The 24,985-nt window shown below is 40.2% G+C and carries 21 protein-coding genes; 8 read left to right on the plus strand and 13 right to left on the minus strand.

The window, feature by feature from the left end; genetic code table 11:
- Positions 1-321: 321 nt before the first annotated feature.
- On the minus strand, positions 322-1,404 hold the full coding sequence (gene serC / locus GFH30_RS09075) for a 3-phosphoserine/phosphohydroxythreonine transaminase (protein WP_153371941.1): 1,083 nt from the start codon (positions 1,402-1,404) through the stop codon (positions 322-324).
- Between the two features lie 262 nt (positions 1,405-1,666).
- On the opposite strand from serC, the gene GFH30_RS09080 reads away from it, so the two are divergent.
- The 5 genes from GFH30_RS09080 to GFH30_RS09100 all read left to right on the plus strand — a co-directional run bounded on the left by GFH30_RS09080 (position 1,667) and on the right by GFH30_RS09100 (position 7,795).
- Positions 1,667-2,848: a type I restriction endonuclease gene (locus GFH30_RS09080; RefSeq protein ID WP_153371943.1), complete on the plus strand. Its 1,182-nt coding sequence runs from the start codon at positions 1,667-1,669 to the stop codon at positions 2,846-2,848.
- Between the two features lie 128 nt (positions 2,849-2,976).
- On the plus strand, positions 2,977-4,455 hold the full coding sequence (locus GFH30_RS09085; protein WP_153371945.1) for a TolC family protein: 1,479 nt from the start codon (positions 2,977-2,979) through the stop codon (positions 4,453-4,455).
- A gap of 12 nt (positions 4,456-4,467) precedes the next feature.
- Positions 4,468-5,550 carry an HlyD family secretion protein gene (locus GFH30_RS09090; RefSeq protein ID WP_153371947.1) on the plus strand — a complete coding sequence of 361 codons (1,083 nt, stop codon included), beginning with the start codon at positions 4,468-4,470 and terminating at the stop codon, positions 5,548-5,550.
- Positions 5,550-6,689, plus strand: a complete 1,140-nt coding sequence (locus GFH30_RS09095) for an ABC transporter permease (protein ID WP_153371949.1) — start codon at positions 5,550-5,552, stop codon at positions 6,687-6,689. The genes GFH30_RS09090 and GFH30_RS09095 overlap by 1 nt, the downstream gene beginning before the upstream one ends.
- Positions 6,689-7,795, plus strand: a complete 1,107-nt coding sequence (locus GFH30_RS09100) for an ABC transporter permease (protein ID WP_153371951.1) — start codon at positions 6,689-6,691, stop codon at positions 7,793-7,795. Before GFH30_RS09095 ends, GFH30_RS09100 begins: the two co-directional genes overlap by 1 nt.
- A gap of 30 nt (positions 7,796-7,825) precedes the next feature.
- Here the strand turns inward: GFH30_RS09100 and GFH30_RS09105 are convergent, their stop codons facing one another.
- The 6 genes from GFH30_RS09105 to GFH30_RS09130 all read right to left on the minus strand — a co-directional run bounded on the left by GFH30_RS09105 (position 7,826) and on the right by GFH30_RS09130 (position 15,217).
- Positions 7,826-8,248 carry a DUF3887 domain-containing protein gene (locus GFH30_RS09105; RefSeq protein WP_153371953.1) on the minus strand — a complete coding sequence of 141 codons (423 nt, stop codon included), beginning with the start codon at positions 8,246-8,248 and terminating at the stop codon, positions 7,826-7,828.
- 75 nt (positions 8,249-8,323) lie between these two features.
- Positions 8,324-11,308, minus strand: coding sequence for a DNA gyrase subunit A (gyrA, locus tag GFH30_RS09110; protein WP_153371955.1), 2,985 nt, complete (start codon positions 11,306-11,308; stop codon positions 8,324-8,326).
- A 256-nt stretch (positions 11,309-11,564) separates the two neighbouring features.
- On the minus strand, positions 11,565-12,203 hold the full coding sequence (locus GFH30_RS09115) for a hypothetical protein (protein WP_153371957.1): 639 nt from the start codon (positions 12,201-12,203) through the stop codon (positions 11,565-11,567).
- Between the two features lie 194 nt (positions 12,204-12,397).
- Complete coding sequence (locus tag GFH30_RS09120; RefSeq protein WP_153371959.1) at positions 12,398-13,330, minus strand: FAD-binding protein; 933 nt, start codon at positions 13,328-13,330, stop codon at positions 12,398-12,400.
- 18 nt (positions 13,331-13,348) lie between these two features.
- Positions 13,349-14,101, minus strand: coding sequence for an electron transfer flavoprotein subunit beta/FixA family protein (locus GFH30_RS09125; protein ID WP_153371961.1), 753 nt, complete (start codon positions 14,099-14,101; stop codon positions 13,349-13,351).
- A gap of 510 nt (positions 14,102-14,611) precedes the next feature.
- Positions 14,612-15,217, minus strand: coding sequence for a LysE family translocator (locus GFH30_RS09130; protein ID WP_153371963.1), 606 nt, complete (start codon positions 15,215-15,217; stop codon positions 14,612-14,614).
- Between the two features lie 112 nt (positions 15,218-15,329).
- On the opposite strand from GFH30_RS09130, the gene GFH30_RS09135 reads away from it, so the two are divergent.
- Positions 15,330-15,824 (plus strand): Lrp/AsnC family transcriptional regulator, encoded by a 495-nt coding sequence (locus tag GFH30_RS09135; RefSeq protein WP_153371965.1) that lies wholly within the window; start codon positions 15,330-15,332, stop codon positions 15,822-15,824.
- Positions 15,825-15,875: 51 nt separating this feature from the next.
- Here GFH30_RS09135 and GFH30_RS09140 read toward each other — a convergent pair whose 3' ends face one another.
- The gene (locus GFH30_RS09140) at positions 15,876-16,271 is read right to left on the minus strand and encodes a hypothetical protein (RefSeq protein ID WP_153371967.1); all 396 of its coding nucleotides are present in this window, start codon (positions 16,269-16,271) and stop codon (positions 15,876-15,878) included.
- Positions 16,272-16,584: 313 nt separating this feature from the next.
- On the opposite strand from GFH30_RS09140, the gene GFH30_RS09145 reads away from it, so the two are divergent.
- Positions 16,585-18,294 carry an amidase family protein gene (locus GFH30_RS09145; RefSeq protein WP_153371969.1) on the plus strand — a complete coding sequence of 570 codons (1,710 nt, stop codon included), beginning with the start codon at positions 16,585-16,587 and terminating at the stop codon, positions 18,292-18,294.
- 23 nt (positions 18,295-18,317) lie between these two features.
- On the opposite strand, the gene xerA is transcribed toward GFH30_RS09145, so the two are convergent.
- The 5 genes from xerA to GFH30_RS09170 form a co-directional block, all read right to left on the minus strand.
- Positions 18,318-19,256 carry a site-specific tyrosine recombinase/integron integrase gene (gene xerA / locus GFH30_RS09150; protein WP_153371972.1) on the minus strand — a complete coding sequence of 313 codons (939 nt, stop codon included), beginning with the start codon at positions 19,254-19,256 and terminating at the stop codon, positions 18,318-18,320.
- A gap of 120 nt (positions 19,257-19,376) precedes the next feature.
- Complete coding sequence (gene dapF, locus GFH30_RS09155) at positions 19,377-20,222, minus strand: diaminopimelate epimerase (protein ID WP_153371974.1); 846 nt, start codon at positions 20,220-20,222, stop codon at positions 19,377-19,379.
- Between the two features lie 13 nt (positions 20,223-20,235).
- On the minus strand, positions 20,236-21,480 hold the full coding sequence (gene lysA / locus GFH30_RS09160; protein WP_153371977.1) for a diaminopimelate decarboxylase: 1,245 nt from the start codon (positions 21,478-21,480) through the stop codon (positions 20,236-20,238).
- A 32-nt stretch (positions 21,481-21,512) separates the two neighbouring features.
- Positions 21,513-21,731, minus strand: a complete 219-nt coding sequence (gene lptM / locus GFH30_RS09165) for an LPS translocon maturation chaperone LptM (RefSeq protein WP_153373428.1) — start codon at positions 21,729-21,731, stop codon at positions 21,513-21,515.
- Positions 21,732-21,862: 131 nt separating this feature from the next.
- Positions 21,863-23,266, minus strand: coding sequence for an amino acid permease (locus GFH30_RS09170; RefSeq protein ID WP_153371979.1), 1,404 nt, complete (start codon positions 23,264-23,266; stop codon positions 21,863-21,865).
- Positions 23,267-23,589: 323 nt separating this feature from the next.
- Here GFH30_RS09170 and GFH30_RS09175 point away from each other — a divergent pair, with 323 nt between their 5' ends.
- Positions 23,590-24,942: an alanine/glycine:cation symporter family protein gene (locus tag GFH30_RS09175; RefSeq protein ID WP_153371981.1), complete on the plus strand. Its 1,353-nt coding sequence runs from the start codon at positions 23,590-23,592 to the stop codon at positions 24,940-24,942.
- Positions 24,943-24,985 lie beyond the last annotated feature (43 nt).

A 24,985-nucleotide genomic window follows, 5' to 3' on the forward strand; every position in this document is an offset into this window, starting at 1 on the left:
TTGATGAATAAAATACACGCTTTATGCGCTTTAATTCAGAATGTACTTTATTTAAGCAATTTTTTATGATAAAAATGCTTTTAACTCATATGAATTAACGATAAATAGATCGGACTATAAATATCTATGAAAATCGTGCAAGAAGAAAATATACAGCAAATTGAGCATCATTTAAGCTCGCGCTATAACCTCGACATGATGTCTTGCCTGTTTTTTGTATTGGGTATGATTATGTGCGGCTTTATTTTGCATCTTTTTATTCTTTAACCTTATTTTGATATAAAAAAACCCAGCCTGAGCTGGGTTTTTTGCATTTAGGACTTATGCATTACGTTTTGCAAAGTCATCCATGAAGTTTACTAATGCTTGTACGCCTTCTAATGGTACGGCGTTATAAATACTTGCACGCATACCACCCACTGAACGGTGACCTGCAAGATTTAACAAGTGATTTTCTTCAGCTTCTTTAAGGAACTGTTTTTCAAGTTCAGGTTTCGCCAATGTAAATGGCACATTCATGATTGAACGGTATTCTTTGGCAATTGGGTTTGCATAGAAATCGCTTGCATCAATATAACCATACAACAATTCCGCTTTGGCAAGGTTGGCTTTATGAATCGCATCTACGCCACCTTGTTCAAGCAACCACTCAAACACTAAACCTGATAAGTACCAAGCATAAGTTGATGGTGTATTCACCATAGAATCATTTTTCGCTTGAGCTGAATATTTCAAGATGCTTGGGATTTCTTCTTTCGCTTGATCCAATAAATCATCACGAATAATGACAAGAGTTAAGCCCGCAGGACCGATATTTTTTTGTGCGCCTGCATAGATCACACCAAATTTAGTCACATCAATCGGTGCTGACAAAATGCTTGACGATAAGTCAGCAACCAAAGGTTTGTCTGTTTCAGGAATGCTTGCAAACTGAATACCGCCAATGGTTTCGTTATCTGCATAATGCACATAAGCCGCATCATCTGATAAGTTCCATGTGCTTTGTTCAGTAATCGCAAGTTTACCTTCAGCATCGGTTGTGCCCGCTTCGATGACATTAATATCACCGTAACGTTTTGCTTCTTTTAATGCTTTTTCTGACCAAATACCCGTATGGATATAATCAGCTTTATTGTTTTTGCCCAATAAGTTCAATGGAATTGCAGAGAACTGTAATGATGCCCCACCCTGTAAGAACAATACTTTGTAGTTCTCTGGAATGTTCATGAGTTTGCGTAGGTCAGCTTCTGCTTTTGCAGCAACTGCAACGTAGTCTGCACTACGATGGCTCATTTCCATGATCGAAAGACCTTTGCCTTGCCAATCGAGCATTTCAGCTTGAGCTTTTTCAAGTACGGCAGTTGGTAATGCAGCAGGACCAGCACAGAAGTTGTACGCGCGCATGAGTTTTCCTTATCTATGTGAGACACAATAAAATGATGACATTTAACCATAGATGGTGCGGTCTTGCACAAAATTATTCCAATCTTAGACTTAAGATACAATTAAAAAATCAATATAGATTCAGAAGATACGTTGACCATAAGTCTTATATATAAATAATAACTTTAATAATTTTGTTAAATGTTTGAGTTTCATCTTAAAACATTTATGATGAATCAATAAAGAATAAAAAACAAACAACTATCTATAATTGGGGTAAGACATGCAAGACTTTATTAATCGCCTAAAACTTCACATTGAGCATGTAAATCGTGTCGGTCAACATTGCGCAACTGAAGAAACCACAAAACAAGCTTTGATCCTGCCGTTACTCGATATATTAGGCTTTAGCCCTTATGATCCAACTAAGGTGCTTGCAGAATTTGCCGCAGACTTTCCAGGTGTGAAAGCCACTGAGCGTGTTGATTATGCTTTGTATTGCAATGGACAACCTGTCATGTTTATTGAAGCAAAGAGCTACACGAGCAATCTGACCAACCATGCCCCACAGCTTTCGCGTTACTTTAATTCTACCCTTGGCGTTACCATTGGCGTGATTACCAATGGACGTGAGTGGCGTTTCTTCACTGACTTAATCAATCCCAATGTGATGGATGAGAAACCCTTCCTTGTCATCGACTTTACGAAACATAAAGCTGAAGAACTCACACAATTAGCAGAATTTAAACATGATAATTTCCATGTTGAAAAATTACGTTACTTTGCTGAAGAAAATCAATATATACAGCAATTTAAAGCTGTCATCAAAAAATGTATTAATGAAGTCGATATTGATTTTGTGCGTTATGTTGCCCAACAAGCCAACATTAGTAGACAGTTGAACACAAAATTTTTAGAGAATATTCAACCTTTCGTCAAACAAGCTGTCGAAAAAGCCATTAGTGATACTGTTGTCAAAGGACTTTCAGCACCGACAATCATTACAGCACAACCGATTGAACAACAACATGAAGCCTTAGAGACATTCAATCGTGATGCTGAAATTCAAATAAATATACCTCAAGATATTATCCATCCTGATAATGAACGTATTATCACAACCATTGACGAGCAAGAGTTACATCGCATTGTCAGTGAGCTTTTCCCAACGCATGAACTCACAGCGAAAGATACCGAAAGTTATTATTCAGTTTTATATCAAAATAAAAATAATCGTTGGCTATTCCGTTATGACGTCAATCGTAAACGACCTACCGTTCAATTTATTGTGCCTATAGATGATCAAAGACGTATCGAACTCGATCGTGCTGGATTAGAAGTTTTAAATAACGGTCAAATATATTTGGATAAGCCTGAACATATTTATCGTGCTGTCGGCATTCTGAAAGATTGTCTAAATTTCTGCTCAAATGATGAAAACTTTAAAAGATCGGTCAATAGCTAGAAATTGGACGCGAAAGCGTCCTTTTTATGGCAGCAACAATACTACAACTTTGCTTTTTCACTCTCTTGCAAGCAGTTGATTTATAATAAGTGAAATCCTTGTCCTTCACTGATTAAACTGACTGCTTTATGACCCAAAACAAAAACAGCAAAGGCTTTAATTTTAAATTATCCGTACTCAGTATTACGCTCTTGAGTAGCAGCCTTGTACAAGCACAAAGTATCAGTTTCCAACAAGCCGAACAGCAACTTTTGCAGTCATCATATAGTTCACAGGCGTACAATAACTTAGAACAAGCCGCTCAACTTGAAGCCGAAGCTGCAAAAGGTTTGGGCTTACCACGTGTTGATCTCAACGTACGGGCTTATGCCTTCCATAGCGAAGTGGACATTCCACTACAACAGTTTAAAAATAATTTAGAAGGCTCATTGTCTCAAGGCATTAACAGTCAAATTAGCCAATGGGAAAGTGCGAATGGCTTGCCTTCAGGGATAACTGATCCTTTGCAAAATGGCATTAACAATACCATTCATAGCGGGATTGGTTTAATTCCAGATAAAGCGAACGTGATTCTTGAAGATCAAGTCATTCGCTCAACGGTGTCTGTGATGATGCCCTTATATACGGGTGGTCTGACTTCAAGCGCCAAGGAAATCGCGCAGATTCAATCAAGTCGAAGCAGCTTAACCAATCAGGAACAACAAGACTTACAACGTTTTGAGCTGATTCAAACTTACTTTAATGTACAATTCCAAAAACAATTACAACATGCTGCACAATCCAATTTAAATGCCATGCAATTACATTATAAAAATGCTTTAAAACTAGAGCAGCAAGGCTTTATCAGTAAAGGTCAGCGTATGCAGTTTGAGGTTGCACGTAACAATGCCGAACGTAGCGCACAGAACAATCAAGCCAATTTATCGGCTGCGCTGTTTCAACTGAACAATCTATTACAACAAAGCAGCATTACCGAATTAGCCACGCCCCTGTTTGTGAATCGCGCTGAACCGCAAGATCTGAATCAATTATTAAAAACCTTTAGCCAAAATTCTGCTCTCATCAAAAAAATGCAGATGGATACTCAATTGGCAGAAGCCAATATCAAGGCACAGCAAGCCACCAAAAAGCCAAATGTCTTTGCCTTTGGTGAATACAGTCTCGATCAAAATCAAAACTGGATTGTCGGTGTTGCCGCACGTTACAACTTATTTTCAGGGATCGATAAAAACAAAAATATTCAAGCCGCAGAACTAAAACGGGATGCAACTGAACTGCTCACCGCGCGTACGCAACAAGAACTCGAAACCCTGATTTATAAATCGTATAGTGAAGCCGTTAGCGCGCAGCAAAGTGATGTGCTATTACAACAAAACATGAAAGCCGCGCAGGAAAATTTACGCATTCAGGAATTGTCATTTAAAGAAGATGTCGGCACAGCCAATCAAGTGATTGATGCACAAAACATGCTCAATGCTTTAAAAGCAGAAACAGCATTAAATGCTTATAAATATGTTATGTCGCTCGCTACGCTCTTACAAAGTCATGGTTCAATTCAGACTTTTTCGAGCTATATGCAACATGCCAACACCCACTACATTCGCTAATTGGAGCCAGCCATGACCGACAATCAACCACCGCATGATGACGTGAATGATGATGCTCCAGTGCTTAACGCTGAGCCAAAAACAACCGAGACAGTGCCAAAGAATTCAGCGACAGATAACAAGAAAAAACATCTACTGCTTGCACTGCTTCCGATTCTGCTTTTGCTCATTGCCTTTGGTTTATGGAAAAGCTATCAACCCAATGAGATTGAACTACAAGGTCGTGTAGAAGCTGAAACCGTACAATTAGCAACCAAACTTCCGAGTCGAATTGATGAGATATTGGTGCAGGAAGGTGATAACGTCCAAAAAGGTCAGCTATTAGTCCGTTTAAAAAGTCCTGAAGTTGAAGCGAAAAAACAACAAGCTTTAGCGACATTGCAATCTGCGCTTGCTTTACAATCCACAGCCGAGCGTGGTTCACAAGATGAAAATACAGCCAGTTTATATGCCAATTGGCAAGCCTTAAAAGCTCAAGAAAATTTAGCCAAAGTCTCTTATCAACGTGCTGCAAACTTATTTAAAGAGGGCGTGATTTCGAAACAACGTCGCGATGAACTGTATGCTGCATCGCAATCTGCAGCTCAAATGACGGAAGCGGCTTATCAACAATATCAACGGGCACAACGCGGCAGCACACCACAACAAAAAAGCTCGGCAGATGCCCAAGTTGAAATTGCACAAGCTGCAGTCAATGAAGCCAATGCTCTTGAAGCTGAAACTGTTTTAATGGCGCCCATTGATGGCACAGTATCTAAAACCTATGGCAATATCACGGAATTGGTTGCCACTGCCGTACCCGTCGTGAGTTTGATTTCAAGTGAGCGTTGGGTCAGTCTAAATATTCGTGAAGATCAATACAGCAGCTTAAAACAGGGATCATCTTTACAGGGTTTCATTCCTGCCTTAAATCAAACAGTTGCTTTTAAAGTGAAAAGCATTAGTGCAGAAGGTGAATTTGCCACCATTAAAACCACACGCCAAACCGGTGGCTATGATGTGCGTAGCTTTAAAGTACAGCTTGTGCCACAAACCGAATTACCCGATTTAAAAGTGGGCATGAGTGTGTTGTTTAAATTAAAAGAGTCCAAATAATGCGATGCGGATTCTGCGCAGGGATTAATCGTGAACTACGGTATCTGATGCGAGAACGATGGGATCTTTGCTTAGTCACCATTGTGCCTGCTTTTATTTTGATTTTATTTACATGCATGTTTGCACAAGGGAAACCTGAACATTTACCTATTGCGATTATTGACCAAGATCATAGCCGTTTAAGCCATTCAATTTATGCACATGCAGCCTTAAATCACACCCTGAAAATTCATAGTGTTTCGATCCAAAGCCATGAAGTTGAAAAGCTCTTAAATGAAAATAAGATTTGGGGCTATATTCATATTCCGAACGGTGCAGAACAGCGCTTGGTGAAAGCCCAAGATGCTGAGATTAGTATTGCGTTTAACCAAAGTTACTTCAGTATTGGTAACACCATTTCATCTGCGATGCTGCTAAGCTCATTACAAGCCATTGCAAAATTTAGTGGTAAGCAATATTTAGCTAATGCCCTGCCTGCTTTAGATGCACCGACACCCAATATTAAAATTTCTCCATTGTATAACCCACAACTCAATTACGAATTGTATTTAGAACCGTATATGATTCCTGCCATTTTGCATTTATTGCTGTGTTGTTGCGTTGCTTTTGCAGTCGGACAGGAATTAAAACGCCATACTTTGCAAGATTGGTTAAAAGACAAATCATTCATCGCAGCATTAGTCTCAAAAAATCTACTTTATGTCGCGATATTTTGCGCTTGGACGTGGGTATGGATGCTATGGTTGGTCGAATTTCGGGGATGGTTTATTGCCGGCTCATTATGGATGATCATGCTTGGGCAAATTCTATTTTATAGTGCCTATGCTTTTTTAAGTTCAGCCGTGGTGCTAGCAACCCGTGATTTAACCAAATCTTTTGGTTTGCTGGCAGTCTATGGCGGCTCATCATTAAGTTTTGCCGGTGTCACGTTACCGTTAAACAATGCACCAATCTTTACCCAATTTTGGGCGAATATTATTCCCTTTACACCTTATGCCAAACTACAAACAGAACAATGGGTCATTGGTAGTCCAATCAGTATTTCCTTGCAACCCTTGATGATTCTTGCGCTTTATGTTTTAGTTTATGGTGCAATCGCCTTGCTATTTTTAAAGAAAATACGTCAAGGAGCACATTAATGCAGTCTCTTTGGCAAGCCTACTGTCAGACCTTTAAAGATATAGTCGGGCACAGTAGTATTTTTACCACCTTGATTTTATCTGTCTTGTTTTATAGCTTTTTTTATCCCACAGCGTATCAAGCCCAACAGGCAGAAGCCCTACCCATTATTATTGTCGATGAAGAACAGAGTGCTCTCAGCAGTAAGATTATTCAGCACGTCAGCCAAAGCCCCAATGTCGATATTAAAGCAGTCACTGGTAATTTTGCTGAAGCCAAACAATGGGTAAAAACACAAAAAGCAGATGGCATTTTGTTGTTGCCCTCTAACTTATCTCAGTCTATTCGGCATGGGGAGCAAGGTGGTATTGGCTTGTACTTAAGTGCTGCCAACTTTTTAGTGACGAAACAAATTGGATTAGGTTTAGCCACATCGGTTGAAAATAGCTTGGCTGAATATGCTGAAAAGTTTAGCCATATTTCTACGTTTAGCCCTGCAATGTCGATTCATCAAATTCCTTTATTTAATCCACTTTCAGGTTATGGCAGCTATGTGTTTCCTGCGGTTGCGCCACTGATTATTCATCAAACGATTTTTCTAGGTTTAAGTATGTTGCTGGCTGTTTATCGGGAACGAAAAGTCACCTTAAATATTCAACGTCTGTTTGCAATCTGTTTAGCCATCTTCAGCATTGGCTGCTTAGGCTGTTTTTATTTATTTGGGTTTACCTTGTGGTTTTTTGATTATCCACGCGGTGGAAATTTTACGGGCATGTTATTGGCAGTACCCATCTCAGTCTTTTGTATTATTGGGATCAGCTGTCTGTTTGCCAGTTTTTTAGATCTGCCTGAGCGTGCGGGACATGTGATTGTGTTTAGCTCCATTCCACTATTTATGCTGACAGGTGTAGCATGGCCGCATGCTGCTATGCCGCTGTGGATGCAATTTTTTGCGAATCTACTGCCGTCTACACATATCGTGCAGCTGTTTATTCAACTCAATCAAATGGGTGTGCCCACTCAATTGGTATTGGCTAAACTGGCTTATCTATTCATTTTTGGCGTCATCTGTTTTTATTTTGCTTATAGAAGACTCATCAAAACAAGCAGCGAATCATCTTTATAATTTGCTGCTTTATGATGAATGTACATAAACTTATGATCCACCGAAGACTTGGATATTAAAGTTTCTAATTTTTGTGCTGCCATTGGGTTGATCAAAGCTGACATCGTATTGCACGAGGTTTTTAGGATAGGCAATTTCATAACTGACTTTGTATTGACTCGGTACTGCCGTGCTTTTTTCAATCTGCTTAACCATTAAGGTTTTTGATTTGTATTCACCTTTAGGAATCTCACGTGCAAACTTTTTCATGATTTTTTGATTATCTTGAAAATGTGTTGCCAATTCAGGTTCCAAATGCGTTAAGAAATCATCGAACTGACCATCGCGTAAATTGCGATACGCCATTTCAGCGGCTTGTTCCTGTGCTGCACTTGGGTTCGCGATATCTTTCATGCTGTTAGAACAACCACTTAAAGCCAATACAGTAGCTACACAACAAAGTTTTATGTGCATCAATTTATCCTCAATATCTCATAGATAGATGATCAAAAAAGGACGCCGCAGCGCCCTTTTTTGATTGAATCAAACTTATTCTTCATCAGCTGCTGTTGGTTCAGCATCAGTCGACGCTTGAGCATCTAAAGTTTCTGTATCTAGTGTTTCAACTAAAGATTCTTCACCTTCAATTGCTTCCACAAATTCATCTTCTTCTACTGCTTCAATCGATACGACGCCAACGAGAAGCTCTTCTTTACCTAAACGGATGAGACGCACGCCTTGTGCATTACGACCGGTTTGAGCAACTTCAGAAGCGCGTGTACGTACTAATGTACCACCATCAGAAATCAACATGAGTTCTTTGCTTGCATCAATGGCAACTGCACCGACCAACTGACCATTACGCTCAGAAGTCTTAATTGCAATCACACCTTTACCGCCACGTTTTTTAGTTGGGAAGTCATCGACAGGGGTACGTTTACCGTAACCATTTTCAGAAGCACACAATACTTCACCTGTTTCAGGTACCACTACCAAAGATACGATACGGCTGATTAAAGCTGAATCTGAACCATCTTCATCATCAGAATCAATATCGCTTTCGTCGTTATCTTCAAGTTGTGAAGCACCAATGGTCACACGCATACCGCGTACACCCTTGGCAGAACGACCCATTGAACGAACATCAGTTTCTGCAAAGCGAATCGCTTTACCTTCATTCGAGAACAACATAATTTGCTGTTCGCCATCGGTGATCGCAACCCCAATGAGGGTATCGTTACCATTTAATTCGATGGCACGTAAACCATTTGAGCGCACATTTGAGAACTGTTCAAGTTCTACACGTTTAATGGTACCGTATTCGGTTGCCATAAACACATAGAAGTTTTTACGAACTGCTTCTGCTTGCTGCGCAAAGTCATTGATAATCTCATCATCAAGATCTGTCGCTGTCAGTGCTAAGCCAAGCTCTTTTAATTGAATACGAAGTGCATCAGAAATATCGTCTGCACCCTCTTCAGATTCAGTCAACGCCGCTTCAAGTTCTGCAAAATGACCATTGATCACTTCGTTTTCTTGCAGTTTTGCAGCATTAGTCGTTACAAATGCTTTAAATTCTGCCAAACGATCTTTGAATTTCTTCGGTGCATCAATCACTGGAAGAATTGCTGTAATCGTTTCATTTTCATCGAGTGGCAACAAGTTCACCATTGGGCGACCTTTTGCACCACGAGATGCTTGTGGCACTTCATACACTTTCAAACGATACACTTTACCCACATTGGTGAAGCACAGTACCGTTGCATGGTTTGAAGTGACCACCATATGTTGGATGTAATCATCTTCTTTCATACTTGTTGCTGACTTACCACGACCACCACGACGCTGCGCTGCATAGTCAGAAAGTGGCTGAGTTTTCGCATAACCTGTTTTTGAAACGGTCAGCACCATTTGCTCTTCAGGAATCAAATCTTCACGCGAGAAGTCGATACGTGATTCAACGATATCGGTTTTACGTGCATCGCCATATTGCTGAAGAATCAATGCTAATTCTTCACGAATCACATTCATCAATAAATTGAAGTCATTCAAAATAGCAGTGTATTCAGCAATTTGACCTAAAATCTCAGTATATTCAGCTTGCAGTTTATCTTGTTCAAGACCGGTCAAGCGATGCAGACGAAGCTCCATAATCGCATTGACTTGAGTCGGAGATAAACGATATACATCGCCATCAATACCAAATGGACGGTTTGGATCTTCGCCTTCAATCTCATCAGGACGAACAGAAACGGCACCTGCTGCTGCAAGTAAAGCTGAAACGCCACCTGCTGCCCACTCACCTGCTTGTAAACGCTCACGCGCCTCGCTTGGATTGGCAGAAGTTTTAATGGTTTCAATGATGCGGTCAATATTCGCAAGCGCCACCGTCAAACCTTCTAAGATATGACCACGTTCACGCGATTTGCGTAACTCGTACATGGTACGACGTGTCACTACTTCTTGGCGGTGACGAATAAACGCGGCAATGATGTCTTTCAAGTTCATTAACTTTGGCTGACCATTGTCTAGGCACACCATGTTAATGCTGAATGAATTTTCTAATTGCGTGTTTTGGAATAAGTTATTGACAATAACTTCGGCATTTTCACCACGTTTTAAGTCAATCGCAATACGCATACCGTCTTTATCAGACTCGTCACGTAATTCAGAAATCCCTTCAAGTTTTTTCTCTTTCACCAATTCAGCAATACGCTCAATGGTTTTTGCTTTATTAACTTGATATGGAATTTCGGTAAATACGATGGTGATACGACCATTTTTCGGATCTTCTTCGAAATGGTATTTACCACGAATATGCAGACGACCTTTACCCGTACGATAAGCATCGACAATGCCTGATTTACCGTAAATGATACCGCCCGTCGGGAAATCTGGACCCGAGATATGTTGCATCAAACCTTCGATGCTGATATTTGGATCATTGGCATACGCGAGGCAAGCATTCACGACTTCAGTCATGTTATGCGGTGCCATGTTGGTCGCCATACCTACCGCAATACCCGTTACACCGTTAACGAGTAAATTCGGTACACGTGTTGGCATGACTTGAGGAATACGCTCAGAGCCATCGTAGTTGTCTTCCCATTCAACGGTATCTTTTTCAAGATCTGCTAATAACTCATGGGTCAGTTTACGCATGCGGACTTCGGTATAACGCATTGCTGCTGCACTGTCGCCATCGACAGAACCGAAGTTACCTTGACCATCGACCAATTGATAACGCAAACTAAATTCTTGCGCCATACGAACGATGGTTTCGTACACAGCAGAATCACCATGTGGGTGATATTTACCGATTACGTCACCGACGACACGCGCAGATTTTTTATAAGCTTTGTTATAGTCATTGCCTAATTCGTGCATTGCGAAAAGCACACGACGATGAACAGGTTTTAAACCATCTCGTACATCGGGCAATGCACGTGAAACAATCACGCTCATCGCATAATCGAGATATGAGCTTTTAAGTTCATCCTCAATGGCAATCGGTCTAATTTCCGATACGCTCATGCATACTCCTTATTCTACAAACAACGTCTGTCTGTATTTATATGTCGTAAAATTAGCTAAAAAATCGGTTCATAAAACATGAACCCAGATTAAAAAATTCAGTCCTACAGTATAGCATATTTCAGCTTAAATTTATCTGCATTCCCGCCTGCTAATGATGTGATTTTTTGCAGTTATTTTGAGCTTTGTGGCGAATTTAGGACCAAAAAAACCTCTAAACATAGAGGTTCATTTTGCACATGATAATCTGTCGCGCTTAAGGACTTAAATTTGAATCTGCGGCTTGAATTTCTGTTGAAGCCTGAGCTGTTTCCATACCCAAACAATCGGCACGCATAATGGGCCATGCCACTAAAAATAAGCCCACAATTAATGGAAATTCATAAAACTCTTCAATTAAATCTTTATAGTTTAAATCGTGCAGTAAAAAGACACTGAAAAAGCGACCATGTTCAATGGTATCTGACAAAATTAATCCAGCTACACTTAACAATACCGCCCAAAATGGCAATAAAGCATTTTTAAATTTATATGCAATTTCTTTGCGCAGCGTTGATGAAAACAACATAAAGACGACAGGTGCAATCACGAAGACTGAAATCGTACGAAAGTAAACCTTTGGTACATCTGGGAAGTAATCTCTCCCCCAACTAATACTGCGACCAAACAATACAATCCACCATGCAACTGACCACAGCCAAAATATTTTTTGACCTTTTGTCAATGAATATGGACGAATATAGATGTAGCTAAACACAGCAAAACCAAGGAGTAACAAGGCTTGTAATGATTCTACAGCCGTAACCGTTGCACCGCCCATGAGAGGAACATGCAAATCGGATAAAATCGGAATGAAGAAACAAAAGACTGCGAGCACCAATACTAAAATTGGCATCCGAAAATCAAATTTCACTGGTGAGACTCCAGCCTATCAAAACAAGTAGACCATTAATATTAACATAAAACATACACTGATTTATCCTCTCCCAAAGCCAATGCTTGGTTGGAACAATTTAAGATTTTATAAACCAAATATTTAGCACAAAAAAAATGTCCCTAATGGGACATTTTTTCAACTTTTTTTCAAAATTAGATTTTAGATACTAATTCTGGAACAACAGTATTTAAGTCGCCTACTAACCAGTAGTCAGCCACTGCATTAATTGGCGCTTCTTCGTCTTTGTTGATCGCAACAATCACTTTAGACTCTTTCATACCTGCCAAGTGCTGAATGGCACCAGAGATACCCACAGCGATGTACAAGTCAGGCGCAACGATTTTACCTGTTTGACCGACTTGCATGTCGTTTGGAACGAAACCAGCATCAACCGCGGCACGTGAAGCACCTTGTGCTGCACCTAGTTTGTCCGCCAATGGATCCAGTACAGTGTGATAGTTTTCACCTGAACCCACACCACGACCACCAGATACCACAATGCGCGCAGCTGTTAATTCTGGACGTTCAGATTTAACGATTTCTTCGTTAATGAACTTAGAAATACCGGCATCGCCAGTAGATGCAGCAGCTTCAACAGATGCAGAACCACCTTCCGCAGCCACTGGATCAAATGCAGTACCACGAACAGTTGCAACAACAACTGATTCAGAAGACTCTACAGTTGCAATCGCGTTGCCTGCATAAATAGGACGCTTGAATGTGTTTGCAGAATCAACAGCGATAATGTCTGTGATCATACTTACATCAAGAAGTGCAGCAGCACGCGGTAAAATGTTTTTACCCGTTGTTGTAGAAGCAGCAAGGATATGTGAATAGCCTTTACCTAATTCAGCAACAAGTTTCGCAACATTTTCAGCCAATTGGTTTGCATAAGCCGCATCATCAGCAAGTAATACTTTGCTTACGCCAGCCACTTTAGCAGCAGCATCTGCAACCGCTTGTGCGCCTGAACCTGCTACTAATACAGTGATATCACCACCGATTTTTTGCGCCGCAGCAACAACGTTTAAAGTAGCAGCGTTTAATGCTTTGTTGTCGTGCTCAGCGATAACTAAAATACTCATGATTTTTATCCTTCTGTATTAGATCACTTTCGCTTCATTTTTCAATTTTTCAACAAGCTCGTCTACAGACTTCACTTGTACGCCCGCTTTACGTTCTGCAGGTGCTTCAACTTTCACTGTTTTAAGCTTAGTCGAAGGATTCACGCCAAAATCAGCAGGTGACTTAACATCAAGCGGTTTTTTACGCGCTTTCATGATGTTTGGAAGTGCTGCATAACGTGGTTCATTCAAACGTAGGTCAGTAGTGATGATCGCAGGAAGTGCAAGTTCAACAGTTTGTAAACCACCGTCAATTTCACGCGTGACTTGTACTTTATCGCCATCAACTTTAACTTCTGACGCGAAAGTACCTTGACCTGCGCCAAGTAAAGCACCCAACATTTGACCCACTTGATTTGAGTCGTCATCAATTGCTTGTTTACCTAGAAGAATCAATTGAGGCTGTTCAGCTTCAACGACACCTTTTAGGATTTTAGCAACTTCCAAAGCACCTAGTTGGCTGTCATCAGCTTCAACTAAAATACCGCGGTCAGCACCAAGCGCCATAGAAGAACGAATTTGTTCTTGAGCTTCTTTAGGGCCAATAGAAACCACAACGATTTCTGAAACAGTTCCTTTCTCTTTTAAACGAACCGCTTCTTCCACTGCGATTTCACAGAATGGGTTGATTGACATTTTAACGTTCGTTAAGTCAACACCACTATTGTCCGGTTTAACACGAACTTTAACGTTGGCATCAACCACACGTTTTACAGCAACAAGAGCCTTCATGTAATCCTCGGCTGTTTTAGCAAAGTAAATATGATGAAAAGTGAGTGTAACTCTTCACTTAAATTTTTTTAGGTGCCCTATCTTGCAATGCGTACGGCATTTCGGTCAAGTCACAATTATCGAAACAGCGCGAAAAATGCATAATTTTCTTGAACGTTGAGTTCACAAATGGGGTTTTGACTTTTTTTTAATTTTTTTCTTCTAGATTTTTTAATTTTTAAGCATTGATTTTTATTATATTTTTATCTTATTTAGCACATCAAAAGTTTTGATTGATTAATTTATCTATTAAACAAAATGTTTAAAAAAACATCATATCAAAAACTCAAAGTTCAGCTTTATTCTTGTCAATTTGGATAAAAAGCTTACATTTTTAGCGATAAAAAGCGACGAAACACATCAATCCATCTATTTTGAAATAATGCACTGAGTAAAATTCATTTTAGTGGTTATAAATGATTGAGATAAGAAAGCATGCCGATCAATCGATACATGCTTTCTCAATAACAATTAGTTGACAATTAACCATGCCGCAGCCAATGCCAATAATCCGCCCGAAGTCCCATCAATCCATTTTTGTTTGCGCTCATTGATTTCAGTTTTTTGTGCCATTTTATGTAGCAACAAACTCAATGCGCAGTACACAACAAAGATCAAGCCGATGAAAATACACGATAAAATCAAACCTTGACTCACCGTATTGGCAGATTTATTAATGAATTGCGGTAAAATCGCAAAATAGATCAACATACCTTTTGGATTCAATAAAGCCGTTAAAAAGCCTTTACGAATTGGATGTGATGTTGATTTTCGTTCAATTTTCATAGTCTGTGTTGCAAACACAGATTTTAACAAGCTAAATGCCAAATAGAGTAAATAAGCGATGCCTAAGTAGCGAATGGTTTCAAACAAAATTGGAAACGATACAATAATCGCAGCAATGCCTAAAGCCACCAATATAGAATGCACTAAATAGCCTGAACACACCCCTAAGGTTGCCATCATGCCAGCTTTCGCATCTTTACCCATCACTTGAGACAGGATAAATAACATATCGGGTCCAGGCGTAAAAATAAGCGGAAGCACAGTCAGTGCAAAAACGAGGTATACAGACATTTCCTTTTCTCTTTCAAAGCTAGAAAGTGAAAATATTATCTGCCATTTTTTAACAAATAGGCTTTCAATTTATTCTATAATAAGTCTAGTATTTCGAATTATATTCTAAATTATGAAACTATCTTCAAAGTCTGTGCGTGTGAAACTTGATCGAATTGATAAAAATATCATTCATCACTTACAAAGCAATGGCCGAATTCAAAATAATGATCTCGCGCGCGAAATTGGATTATCACCGTCTTCATGTTTACGTCGGGTCAAATTGCTTGAAGATGCTGGCATTATTCAAAGCTATACAACAATCGTCGATCAACAAAAAATTGGTTTTCAACTGATTTTATTTTCGCGCATTTGGTTGGTCGGTCAAGATGCTGAAACGATTGATACATTCATTGAAGCCATGAAAGAACTTCCGCAAGTCATGGAATGTTATATTATTTTAGGCGAATGTGATGCGATGCTTAAAGTCGTTGTACCTGATTTAGAAAGTTATCGCACCTTCCAATCGACACATTTGACCAAGAAAAATGGGATTACCAGTGTCAAAACAGATTTACCGAGCCAAATTATTAAACAAAGTTTCTTACTACCTTTGGATGATTTATAAGCATTACATTAAAAGCAAAGAAGGATGATCTGAGCATCCTTCTTCATTGCGCTATTGCGCTGAAGACAATAAATTTTGATGTTCTAAAACATCACGATGCACATGACTCAGATCAATCAATGCATAATCTGATAGACCTAAAATTTGCCAAATCGCAATCGCATCTTCTTTTAAATCCACTGCATCTTGTGCTTTAGTGCTGAGCTGCCACTGCAAATCTGAGATCCAAATATAATATTGCTGTGTATTTGGATTATATGCTTGCACTTTGCCTTCTTGATTAATGCCTTGTACGTGCGCACCTTGAGGCAAAGCGGCTTCAATTTCAGGCAAGCTAATTTCTACAAAATGTTTAATTTGACGCAATCCATAACCTGCAAAAATCTCTTTTTGGGCAGAACTGAGCTGCGTATATTTTTGTTCTATATCACTAATATTTATTGTCATCTCTATCCTCCTCGTCAATTTTCATACTCAAAAATGTTGAGTAACCATTTTCTCCCACGCTTAATTCGTTTTTATAAAGCATTTTTATTACCATATGACTATCTATGAAGAGAAAAACAGAGTCAATAACTCATTAGACTTATTTCTCAGCTTATTTGATCAACTAATTTCACTTAAATTAAAATCACATTCACTTTATTATTCCATTTTATAAATTCAACCCAATCTTTTTAATAAAACATAAGCCATTAAAGTTATTGGCATATTCATTGCTAATCAATTCTTGATCTATATAAATGACCAAGGATTATCAATGCAAAAGCTGAGCAAAACCGCACTTATTATTTCACTATTAACATTTATTACAGCATGTAATGATAATGGTGAAAAAGCAGATTCTGTATCCAATCCACCCGTTAAACCAATCCCATTCGAACCATTGGAAGCGACAATTTCAGATTTACATGCTTCACTTCAAAGCAAAGGTGCAACATGCGTGGATGTGGTTCAAAGTTACTTAGATCGTATAGATGCTTATGATATTCAAGGTCCAACATTGAGCAGTGTCATTCGAATTAACCCTAAGATTTTAGAAGAAGCTGCCGAACTTGATCAATATTACGCTAAGAATGCAAAATTTAAAGGTGATTTACACTGTGTCACTGTCATGGCAAAAGATAATATTGATGTCGTCAATATGCCAAATACAGCTGGTTCTTCAGCATTACTTGATAACTTCCCAAGTGATGATGCTTATATTATTAAAAATATTAAAGAAAAAGGTGGACTGATTCTTGGAAAAGCCAACTTAGATGAATTTGCATTTGGTTTTGGTGGTAAATCAACTGTCGGTGGGCAAGCAAAAAATGTGTATGACTTAACAAAAGGTCCCGGTGGTTCATCCTCTGGTACAGGTACTGCCATTTCTGCTAGTTTAGCGATGGTGGGTATTGGTACAGATACTGGCGGTTCTATTCGTGTACCATCATCAGTACAAGGTCTTGTCGGTCTACGCCCTTCACTTCGTTTATTAAGCCTTGATGGTATTATTCCGCTTGCACCAACACAAGACACTGCAGGTCCAATGTGCCGTAAGGTTGTTGATTGTGCCAAACTCATGGATGCCATGGTCGGCTTTGATGGTTCTGCGAGCTCAAATCAGCGCAGTGATTTCATCTATAATGCACCGCTTTTAACATCTGCAACAGCTTACCAAGCATTAGTCAAACAACCGAATAGTTATGTTCCACATGAAGCGTCACTGCAGGGCAAACGAATTGGTTTGGTGCGTGATGCCTACGGTACAAATGAAGAAGCACTTTTAGTCAAAGGTGTCATTGAACAAGCAGCCGAAGCACTTCGTCAGGCTGGTGCAGTTGTTGAAGAAGTCGAAGTTTCAGATTTATCAACGATCCTTGGCTCGACTAAAATTACAGACGACAAAGGTCACACTGGTTCATTTTCAAGTCTTTCTGGATTTGAGTTTAAAAAATCACTTACAGATTATTTAAACACAGCAAATAGTCAATACAAATCTTATGATGAATTAGCAGCAAGTGGAAAAATGATTTCAAGTTTCAAAGGCTATGATCGTGATCCAAGTGCTGAATCTTTCATCAAGGACTATGCACTTAATACCTTAACGCGAAGTCCATTTGTACGTTCACGCCTAAATGCTGCTCTTGATAATAATGCTTTAGATGGTACATCTAAAGGTGTTGGCTATGATGCCCTTGCCTATCCATCAATTACTGGTTTCGTTGGAAACTTAGGTGGCAGTCCAACAACAGGTAGCAATAACCGTATGAGTCCTTTTAGTGGTTTCCCTGCATTATCTGTACCTGCAGGTACCGTAAACTATACAAAACGTAGCGAATATCCGCTGAATGTAAATATCGAATTTATGGCACGTGAATTTGATGAACCGACTTTATTTAATGTCGCTATTGCTTTTGAAAAAGCGAATCCAGCACGACTCACACCGAGCCATACACCAGCTTTAACTGCTGCTGTAATCCAATAAATAATGAGTAAATAAAAAGGAGGCTAAGCCTCCTTTTTATTTTGCGCTCGTGGATGTGCCTGATCATAAATTTCCGCCAAATGATCAAAATCCACATGGGTATAAATTTGCGTCGTGGTTAAATTACTATGCCCCAGCATCTCTTGGACTGCACGCAAATCTCGACTATTCGACAGCATATGACTGGCAAAACAATGCCTGAGTAAATGCGGATGCAAATCGACATTTACACCTGCTCGTTGTGCCTGAAATTTAACCCGATTTTCAATTTGACGCGCACCTAAAGGATTACCCTTTTGAGTGATAAATACATGTGCTTCAGGCACAAAATCACCATTCCAAAATGGATAGACCTGCAACCATGCCATGACACTCTCTTTTGCTTTTGAGCCAAATGGAACTATTCGGGTTTTATTACCCTTACCGGTAATTCTGAGTAACTGTCGATTAAAATCAATATCTTTAATACGAATACTCTGCACTTCTGCCAAACGTAGGCCACTCGAATATAACAATTCCAAAATAGCTTTATCTCTCAGCCACATTTGCTCAGCGACTTCGCCTTCAGGGGCGGCTTGATCTATAATTTGATTGACGGTTTCGATATCAATCATGCCGGGTAAAGGACGCGATTGGCGTTTCAATTGAAAGTCATCCGCAGGATTAAACGCCATATAATTCGCCTGATCTGCCCATTTCATAAATTGGCGAATCGCAGATAATAGGCGCTGCAAACTACTTGGACTTAAACCCTGTTGCTCGACTTTTTCTGCCATATACTGGCGTAAATCTGTCGCTTCAACATCATTAAGCTGTAAGTTCTGCCGTGCACAAAATGCTAAGAAATCTGAAACGTCACGCATATAGGCTTGTAAGGTATGCTTCGATTGATTTTGAATTTCTCTTTCTTTGAGCCAAATCTCAAGTAATTCTGTTGTTGAATTGATCTTCGTTGATTCCATTCAAGTCATCCACATGATGAAAGCTTAAGCAAAGCTGCGATATAACATCGTTTTCTTGATTTTCATCCTAACATAAAAAAGCACCGCCTTAGAGACAGTGCTTTTACTGCATCAAATTGCTTATTGTTGGAAATAACGTAAATCTAAACGACCTTCATAGACAGTGGCTGTTGGACCGGTCATCCAAACGACATCTCCATCTTGCCATTCAATTTGCAAAGTACCACCTGCAAGTTCAATTTCAACATTATTTGAAAGCAAACCACGGCGCATGCCCGAAACGGCAGCAGCACATGCACCTGTGCCACACGCTAAGGTTTCTCCAACCCCACGTTCAAAAACACGTAAACGGGCTTTTTTCTCATTAATAATTTGCATAAAGCCGGCATTCACACGTTGTGGGAAACGCTCATGTGATTCTACTTGCGGTCCAAGTCGTGCTAAATCGGCGGTAAGAATGTCTGGTACAATTGTCACTGCATGTGGATTGCCCATATTCACCACATCAATGGTGAGTTTCTCGTTCTCTGCAAGATGAATATCGTACAAACTTTCAGGCTCATCCGCTAAAAATGGAATTTCTTGCGGTAAGAATTTTGGATAACCCATATTTACGCGAACCCAACCATTGGCACCGAGTTCAGGCTCGACAATACCCGCTTTGGTTTGTACTTTAATTTTGGTCTTGGTCGTGAGCTGACGCTCATGTACAAAACGCGCGAAACAACGCACGCCATTGCCGCATTGCTCGACTTCAGAACCATCTGCATTAAAAATACGATATTTAAAATCCGCATTTGGGACATCAGGTGGCTCCACAATCAAAAGCTGATCAAAACCAATCCCGAAATTACGATGAGCAAGGCGTTGAATGGTCATTGCATCAAGGTAAGCACGTTGGCTAATCATATCAACAACCATAAAGTCATTGCCCAAACCATGCATTTTGGTAAATTCTAATAACATCTACATTTACTCCTTAAGGCAACACACGCTCACGTTCCCACAGGGATTCAATCGTTTCGCGTTCACGAATGAGATGCGATTGATCTGCATCGACCATGACTTCAGCTGCACGACCACGGCTGTTGTAATTTGAACTCATGACAAAACCGTATGCACCTGCACCCAGTACCGCCAACACATCATTTTCTTGAATCGCGAGCTCACGCTGTTTCCCTAAGAAATCACCCGTTTCGCAAATGGCACCCACTACATCCCATGCTTTGGTTTCAGCAGTTGGATTCGGTGTTACGACTTGAATATCCATCCAAGCTTCGTACAATGCCGGACGAATCAAATCGTTCATCGCTGCATCAATAATGGCAAAGTTACGGTGATTGGTTGGTTTTAATAAATCCACTTTGGTCAGTAACACACCTGCGTTGGCAGAAATACTACGACCCGGCTCCATATAGACTTTGAGACCTAATTTTTCTAAAGCAGGACGCATCGCGTTGGCATATTCTTCAACAGATGGCGGTGTTTCATCTTTATAAGTCACACCTAAACCACCACCAATATCGATGTGTTTAAGCGTAATACCCAGCGCTTTAAGCTGCTCAATCATCTGAATCACGCGATCAAGCGCATCAACAAAGGGTTGCGTTTCAGTAAGCTGCGAACCGATATGACAATCAATACCAACGACATCAAGATTTGGCAAAGATGCGGCATATTGATAGGTTGCAAAAACGCTATCAGATGGAATACCGAATTTATTTTCTTTTAAACCAGTTGAGATATACGGATGGGTTTTAGCATCGACATCAGGGTTCACGCGTAAAGAAATGGGGGCTTTAACATTCAATTGCGCTGCTACTTTTTGAATGCGATCCAATTCAGCATAAGATTCCACATTGAAGCAGGCAATGCCCACTTCAAGTGCTTTTTGAATATCGGCTTCTGATTTACCTAAACCTGAGAACACGATTTTAGACGGCTCACCACCGGCTTTTAGCACACGTGCTAATTCACCACCAGTTACAATATCAAAGCCTGCGCCTTGTTTCGCCAATACATTCAATACCGCAAGGTTAGAGTTTGACTTTACCGCAAAACAAATTTGATGGTCGATAAAGTTAAACGCACGATCCATATCCAAATAATGCTTTTCAAAAGTCGCTTTTGAGTAAACATAAAGTGGCGTGCCATATTGCTCAGCGAGCTGCTGTAATGAACATTGCTCTGCGTGCAAAACCCCATCAATGCGGGTAAAACTCATGAATGTATCCTTCGTTTAGCGTAACGTGTAAATTAATTGGGAGCTGTAGGCGTCGCAAATTGCTGTTCAACAGGCACATCATTTTCTTCACCTGATGCCTGTTTTGCGGCGTCTGCATTTTTGTACAACAAGTATTTAGCACGTTGATCATGATCGGGATCATTCGGCATATGTAATGCACCTGATTGACCACAACCGATCAGTGTCGCACTTGTTGCTAAGAGACTGATGTAGCAAATGACTTTAAGCATCTGACCACCTAATAGAGTATTTTCGATGAAGTATAGCGCGATCATTCAGATGACCAAAGCGCTAAACGTTAGAGAGTATCTTTAGCGCAAAAAAAACGCCAGCGGATCACTGACGTTTTTTTTGATATGGATTATTTATGTTTCTGTTTATAAAAGCAGATATATCCAATAATCAGCAAAATAAACCAAATTGGACTCACCATTAGTGCTCGGCGCGTATCATCTTCAAATGCCAAGACACCAATCATGGCGACAAAGAAAATAATCACGATCCAACACGTCACTAAACCGCCCGGTAATTTAAAGGTCGATTGTGCATGCAGCTCTGGACGAGTTTTGTAATACACGATATAGCTCCAAATAATCATGAGCCATACGCAAATAAACAAAATAGTTGAAAGCGTGGTTGCCAAGGTAAAGGCTTCTACCGCATTTGGTACAAAGTATTGTAATGCAGCCCCTAAAATTAAACAGATGGCTGAGAAATACAATGCATTGGCAGGCACTGCTCGCGCATTTAAATGACCAAAGGCTTTTGGTGCTTGATCTTCACGAGATAAACCAAACAGCATACGTGATGTCGAGAACACACCACTGTTCATGGATGACATTACCGATGACAACACCACCAAGTTCATAATAATGGCAGCTGCTGCAATACCCGCTTGGCTAAACAAATTCACAAAGGGTGAAATATTAGGGTCAATCTGATCCCACGGCGTTACCGACATCACAATGAGTAGCGCCAGTACATAGAAAATGATGATACGAATGGGAATGGAATTGACCGCTTTAGGCAAATTTTTCTCAGGATCTTTGGTTTCAGCAGCGGTTGTACCGACAAGTTCCACACCCACAAAGGCGAAAATCGCAATTTGGAAGCCGGCTAAGAAGCCCATACCTCCTGTTGGGAAGAGACCGCCATGATCCCAAAGATGAGAAAAGGATGCGACCGTACCTGCATCAGAGGTAAAGCCCGTAAAGACCATCCACAAACCGACAGAAATAAGCACCACAATGGCAATAATTTTGACCAAGGCGAACCAAAATTCCATTTCACCGAACAATTTGACCGTGACCAAATTCAGTCCAATGATAAACACAATGGCAGCGACACTGATCATCACCCCTTCTTCAGGTGTAAATGGCAGACCGTTATTAAAGAATTGTAAGTAATAAATAATGGCGGATAAATCAGCAATCCCTATAGTGATCCAGCACAGCCAATACGTCCACCCGACGAAATAACCTGCCCATGGACCAATCAAATCTGTCGCAAAATCAATAAAGGATTTGTACTTTAAATTGGAAAGTAACAGTTCACCCAAAGCGCGCATGACCAAGAACACCATAAATCCGATGATCATATAAATCACCAGAATAGATGGACCTGCCAAACTGATGGTTTTTCCTGAACCCATAAAGAGTCCAGTACCAATCGCACCACCAATCGCAATTAACTGCAAATGTCGATTGGATAAACTTCGCTGTAAATCACCACTTTCTTGTGATGAATTTAAATGCTGCTCTGACATTATATAATTCAACTTCGATGTCTAATCGCGACAAATTAACGTAAAAAGCAGCGAATACAAAAAGAAAAATCTCATTATTTGTATTTCCGACGTAATTGCGAAAGTTAATTTATTTTTCTTATATCAAAAATCACTTATCTTTAGCCTTATTTTAGAGGTAGAAATTTCCATCAAAATCATTGTAAAAAACTAAAATATATGCAAAAAATGAAAACGTATATTTTATACGCATTTAATCGATGCTGCGTATAGTGGCATATGAATTGCTTAAGGAAGAGTAAGCAATCAATATTTATATTCAGGATAAAAAAGAAGAACGAACGATGCAGAACATAGAAAGCATAATGGAAACACTGAGTGGCTGGGTCTGGGGACCTTATATGTTGGTACTGATTGTCGGTACTGGTATTTTCCTGACCTTCCGATTATTGTTCTGGCAATTTCGCATGTTGCCACTGGCATTTAAACAAGTTTTTGGCAAGCATCCCAATGCGAAAGATTCAGGTGATATTTCACAATTTGCATCCCTCATGACCGCCCTTTCAGCCACCATTGGTACAGGTAACATTGCGGGTGTGGCAACAGCATGTGTACTCGGTGGGCCGGGTGCTGTGTTTTGGATGTGGATGACGGCACTATTCGGTATGGCAACCAAATATGGTGAAGGCGTCCTCGCCGTCAAATTCCGTGTCAAAAATGAAAAAGGCGAAATGTCAGGCGGTCCAATGTACTACATTGAACGCGGTCTAAAATGGAAATGGCTGGCACTGATTTTTGCACTTTTTGGCACGTTGGCATCATTTGGTATCGGTAGTTCGGTGCAATCGAACACCGTGGCACTTACAGTGCAAAATAGCCTTGGCATTGAAACATGGATGACTGGCATCATTATCACTGCATTTTCAGCTTTGGTGATTCTTGGTGGAATTAAATCGATTTCTAAAGCCTCATCCGTGATTGTACCAATTATGGCAATCGGCTATGTCGCAGGCGGTTTGATGATTATTCTCACTAATTTAGAACTCGTCATTCCTGCACTAAAAATGATTTTCACTTATGCCTTTACCGGTGAAGCTGCTGTTGGTGGTGCGATTGGCGCAGCCATTCGTTACGGTGTTGCGCGTGGTGTATTCTCTAATGAAGCGGGTATGGGTTCTGCACCGATTGCGGCTGCAGCTGCACAAACCGATCACCCTGCACGTCAAGGTTTGGTCTCTATGACGGGTACATTCATCGATACGATTATTGTATGTAGTATCACGGGGATTGTATTGGTCATGGGCTACATCATGGCAGGCAATGATTTTGGTAATCAAACAGGTGCGGTACTGACCATTAACACTTTTGATCAGTTGTTACCTGGTGTCGGTGGTTGGGTCGTGACCTTCGGTGTGATTTTCTTCGCCTACTCGACCATTTTAGGTTGGAGCTACTATGGCGAGAAATGTGCGACCTATTTACTCGGTGAAAAGTTCGTTCTGCCTTATCGCATTCTTTATATCGCCACAGTCTTTATTGGCTGTATTGCAACGCTTGATCTGGTTTGGTTGTTTGCAGATACCTTCAACGGCTTAATGGCAGTGCCTAACTTAATTGCACTGTTGTTGCTATCGGGTGTGATTGTCAAGGAATCCAAAGACTTTATTGCGCGTCGCAAATCAGGCGAATTGTATTAATACCAAAAGCCTAAACCCATAAAAAAAGCCACTCAATGTGGCT

Source organism: Acinetobacter wanghuae (assembly GCF_009557235.1).
Lineage (GTDB): Bacteria > Pseudomonadota > Gammaproteobacteria > Pseudomonadales > Moraxellaceae > Acinetobacter > Acinetobacter wanghuae.

Coding starts and splice junctions, on each gene's coding strand:
- lysA (WP_153371977.1), bottom strand. CDS start 21,480: ATGAGTTTTACCCGCATTGATGGGGTTTTGCACGCAGAGCAATGTTCA.
- dapF (WP_153371974.1), bottom strand. CDS start 20,222: ATGTTATTAGAATTTACCAAAATGCATGGTTTGGGCAATGACTTTATG.
- GFH30_RS09080 (WP_153371943.1), top strand. CDS start 1,667: ATGCAAGACTTTATTAATCGCCTAAAACTTCACATTGAGCATGTAAAT.
- GFH30_RS09100 (WP_153371951.1), top strand. CDS start 6,689: ATGCAGTCTCTTTGGCAAGCCTACTGTCAGACCTTTAAAGATATAGTC.
- gyrA (WP_153371955.1), bottom strand. CDS start 11,308: ATGAGCGTATCGGAAATTAGACCGATTGCCATTGAGGATGAACTTAAA.
- xerA (WP_153371972.1), bottom strand. CDS start 19,256: ATGGAATCAACGAAGATCAATTCAACAACAGAATTACTTGAGATTTGG.
- GFH30_RS09085 (WP_153371945.1), top strand. CDS start 2,977: ATGACCCAAAACAAAAACAGCAAAGGCTTTAATTTTAAATTATCCGTA.
- GFH30_RS09145 (WP_153371969.1), top strand. CDS start 16,585: ATGCAAAAGCTGAGCAAAACCGCACTTATTATTTCACTATTAACATTT.
- GFH30_RS09115 (WP_153371957.1), bottom strand. CDS start 12,203: ATGCCAATTTTAGTATTGGTGCTCGCAGTCTTTTGTTTCTTCATTCCG.
- GFH30_RS09130 (WP_153371963.1), bottom strand. CDS start 15,217: ATGTCTGTATACCTCGTTTTTGCACTGACTGTGCTTCCGCTTATTTTT.
- GFH30_RS09120 (WP_153371959.1), bottom strand. CDS start 13,330: ATGAGTATTTTAGTTATCGCTGAGCACGACAACAAAGCATTAAACGCT.
- GFH30_RS09140 (WP_153371967.1), bottom strand. CDS start 16,271: ATGACAATAAATATTAGTGATATAGAACAAAAATATACGCAGCTCAGT.
- serC (WP_153371941.1), bottom strand. CDS start 1,404: ATGCGCGCGTACAACTTCTGTGCTGGTCCTGCTGCATTACCAACTGCC.
- GFH30_RS09170 (WP_153371979.1), bottom strand. CDS start 23,266: ATGTCAGAGCAGCATTTAAATTCATCACAAGAAAGTGGTGATTTACAG.
- GFH30_RS09125 (WP_153371961.1), bottom strand. CDS start 14,101: ATGAAGGCTCTTGTTGCTGTAAAACGTGTGGTTGATGCCAACGTTAAA.
- GFH30_RS09175 (WP_153371981.1), top strand. CDS start 23,590: ATGCAGAACATAGAAAGCATAATGGAAACACTGAGTGGCTGGGTCTGG.
- GFH30_RS09090 (WP_153371947.1), top strand. CDS start 4,468: ATGACCGACAATCAACCACCGCATGATGACGTGAATGATGATGCTCCA.
- GFH30_RS09135 (WP_153371965.1), top strand. CDS start 15,330: ATGAAACTATCTTCAAAGTCTGTGCGTGTGAAACTTGATCGAATTGAT.
- GFH30_RS09095 (WP_153371949.1), top strand. CDS start 5,550: ATGCGATGCGGATTCTGCGCAGGGATTAATCGTGAACTACGGTATCTG.
- GFH30_RS09105 (WP_153371953.1), bottom strand. CDS start 8,248: ATGCACATAAAACTTTGTTGTGTAGCTACTGTATTGGCTTTAAGTGGT.
- lptM (WP_153373428.1), bottom strand. CDS start 21,731: ATGCTTAAAGTCATTTGCTACATCAGTCTCTTAGCAACAAGTGCGACA.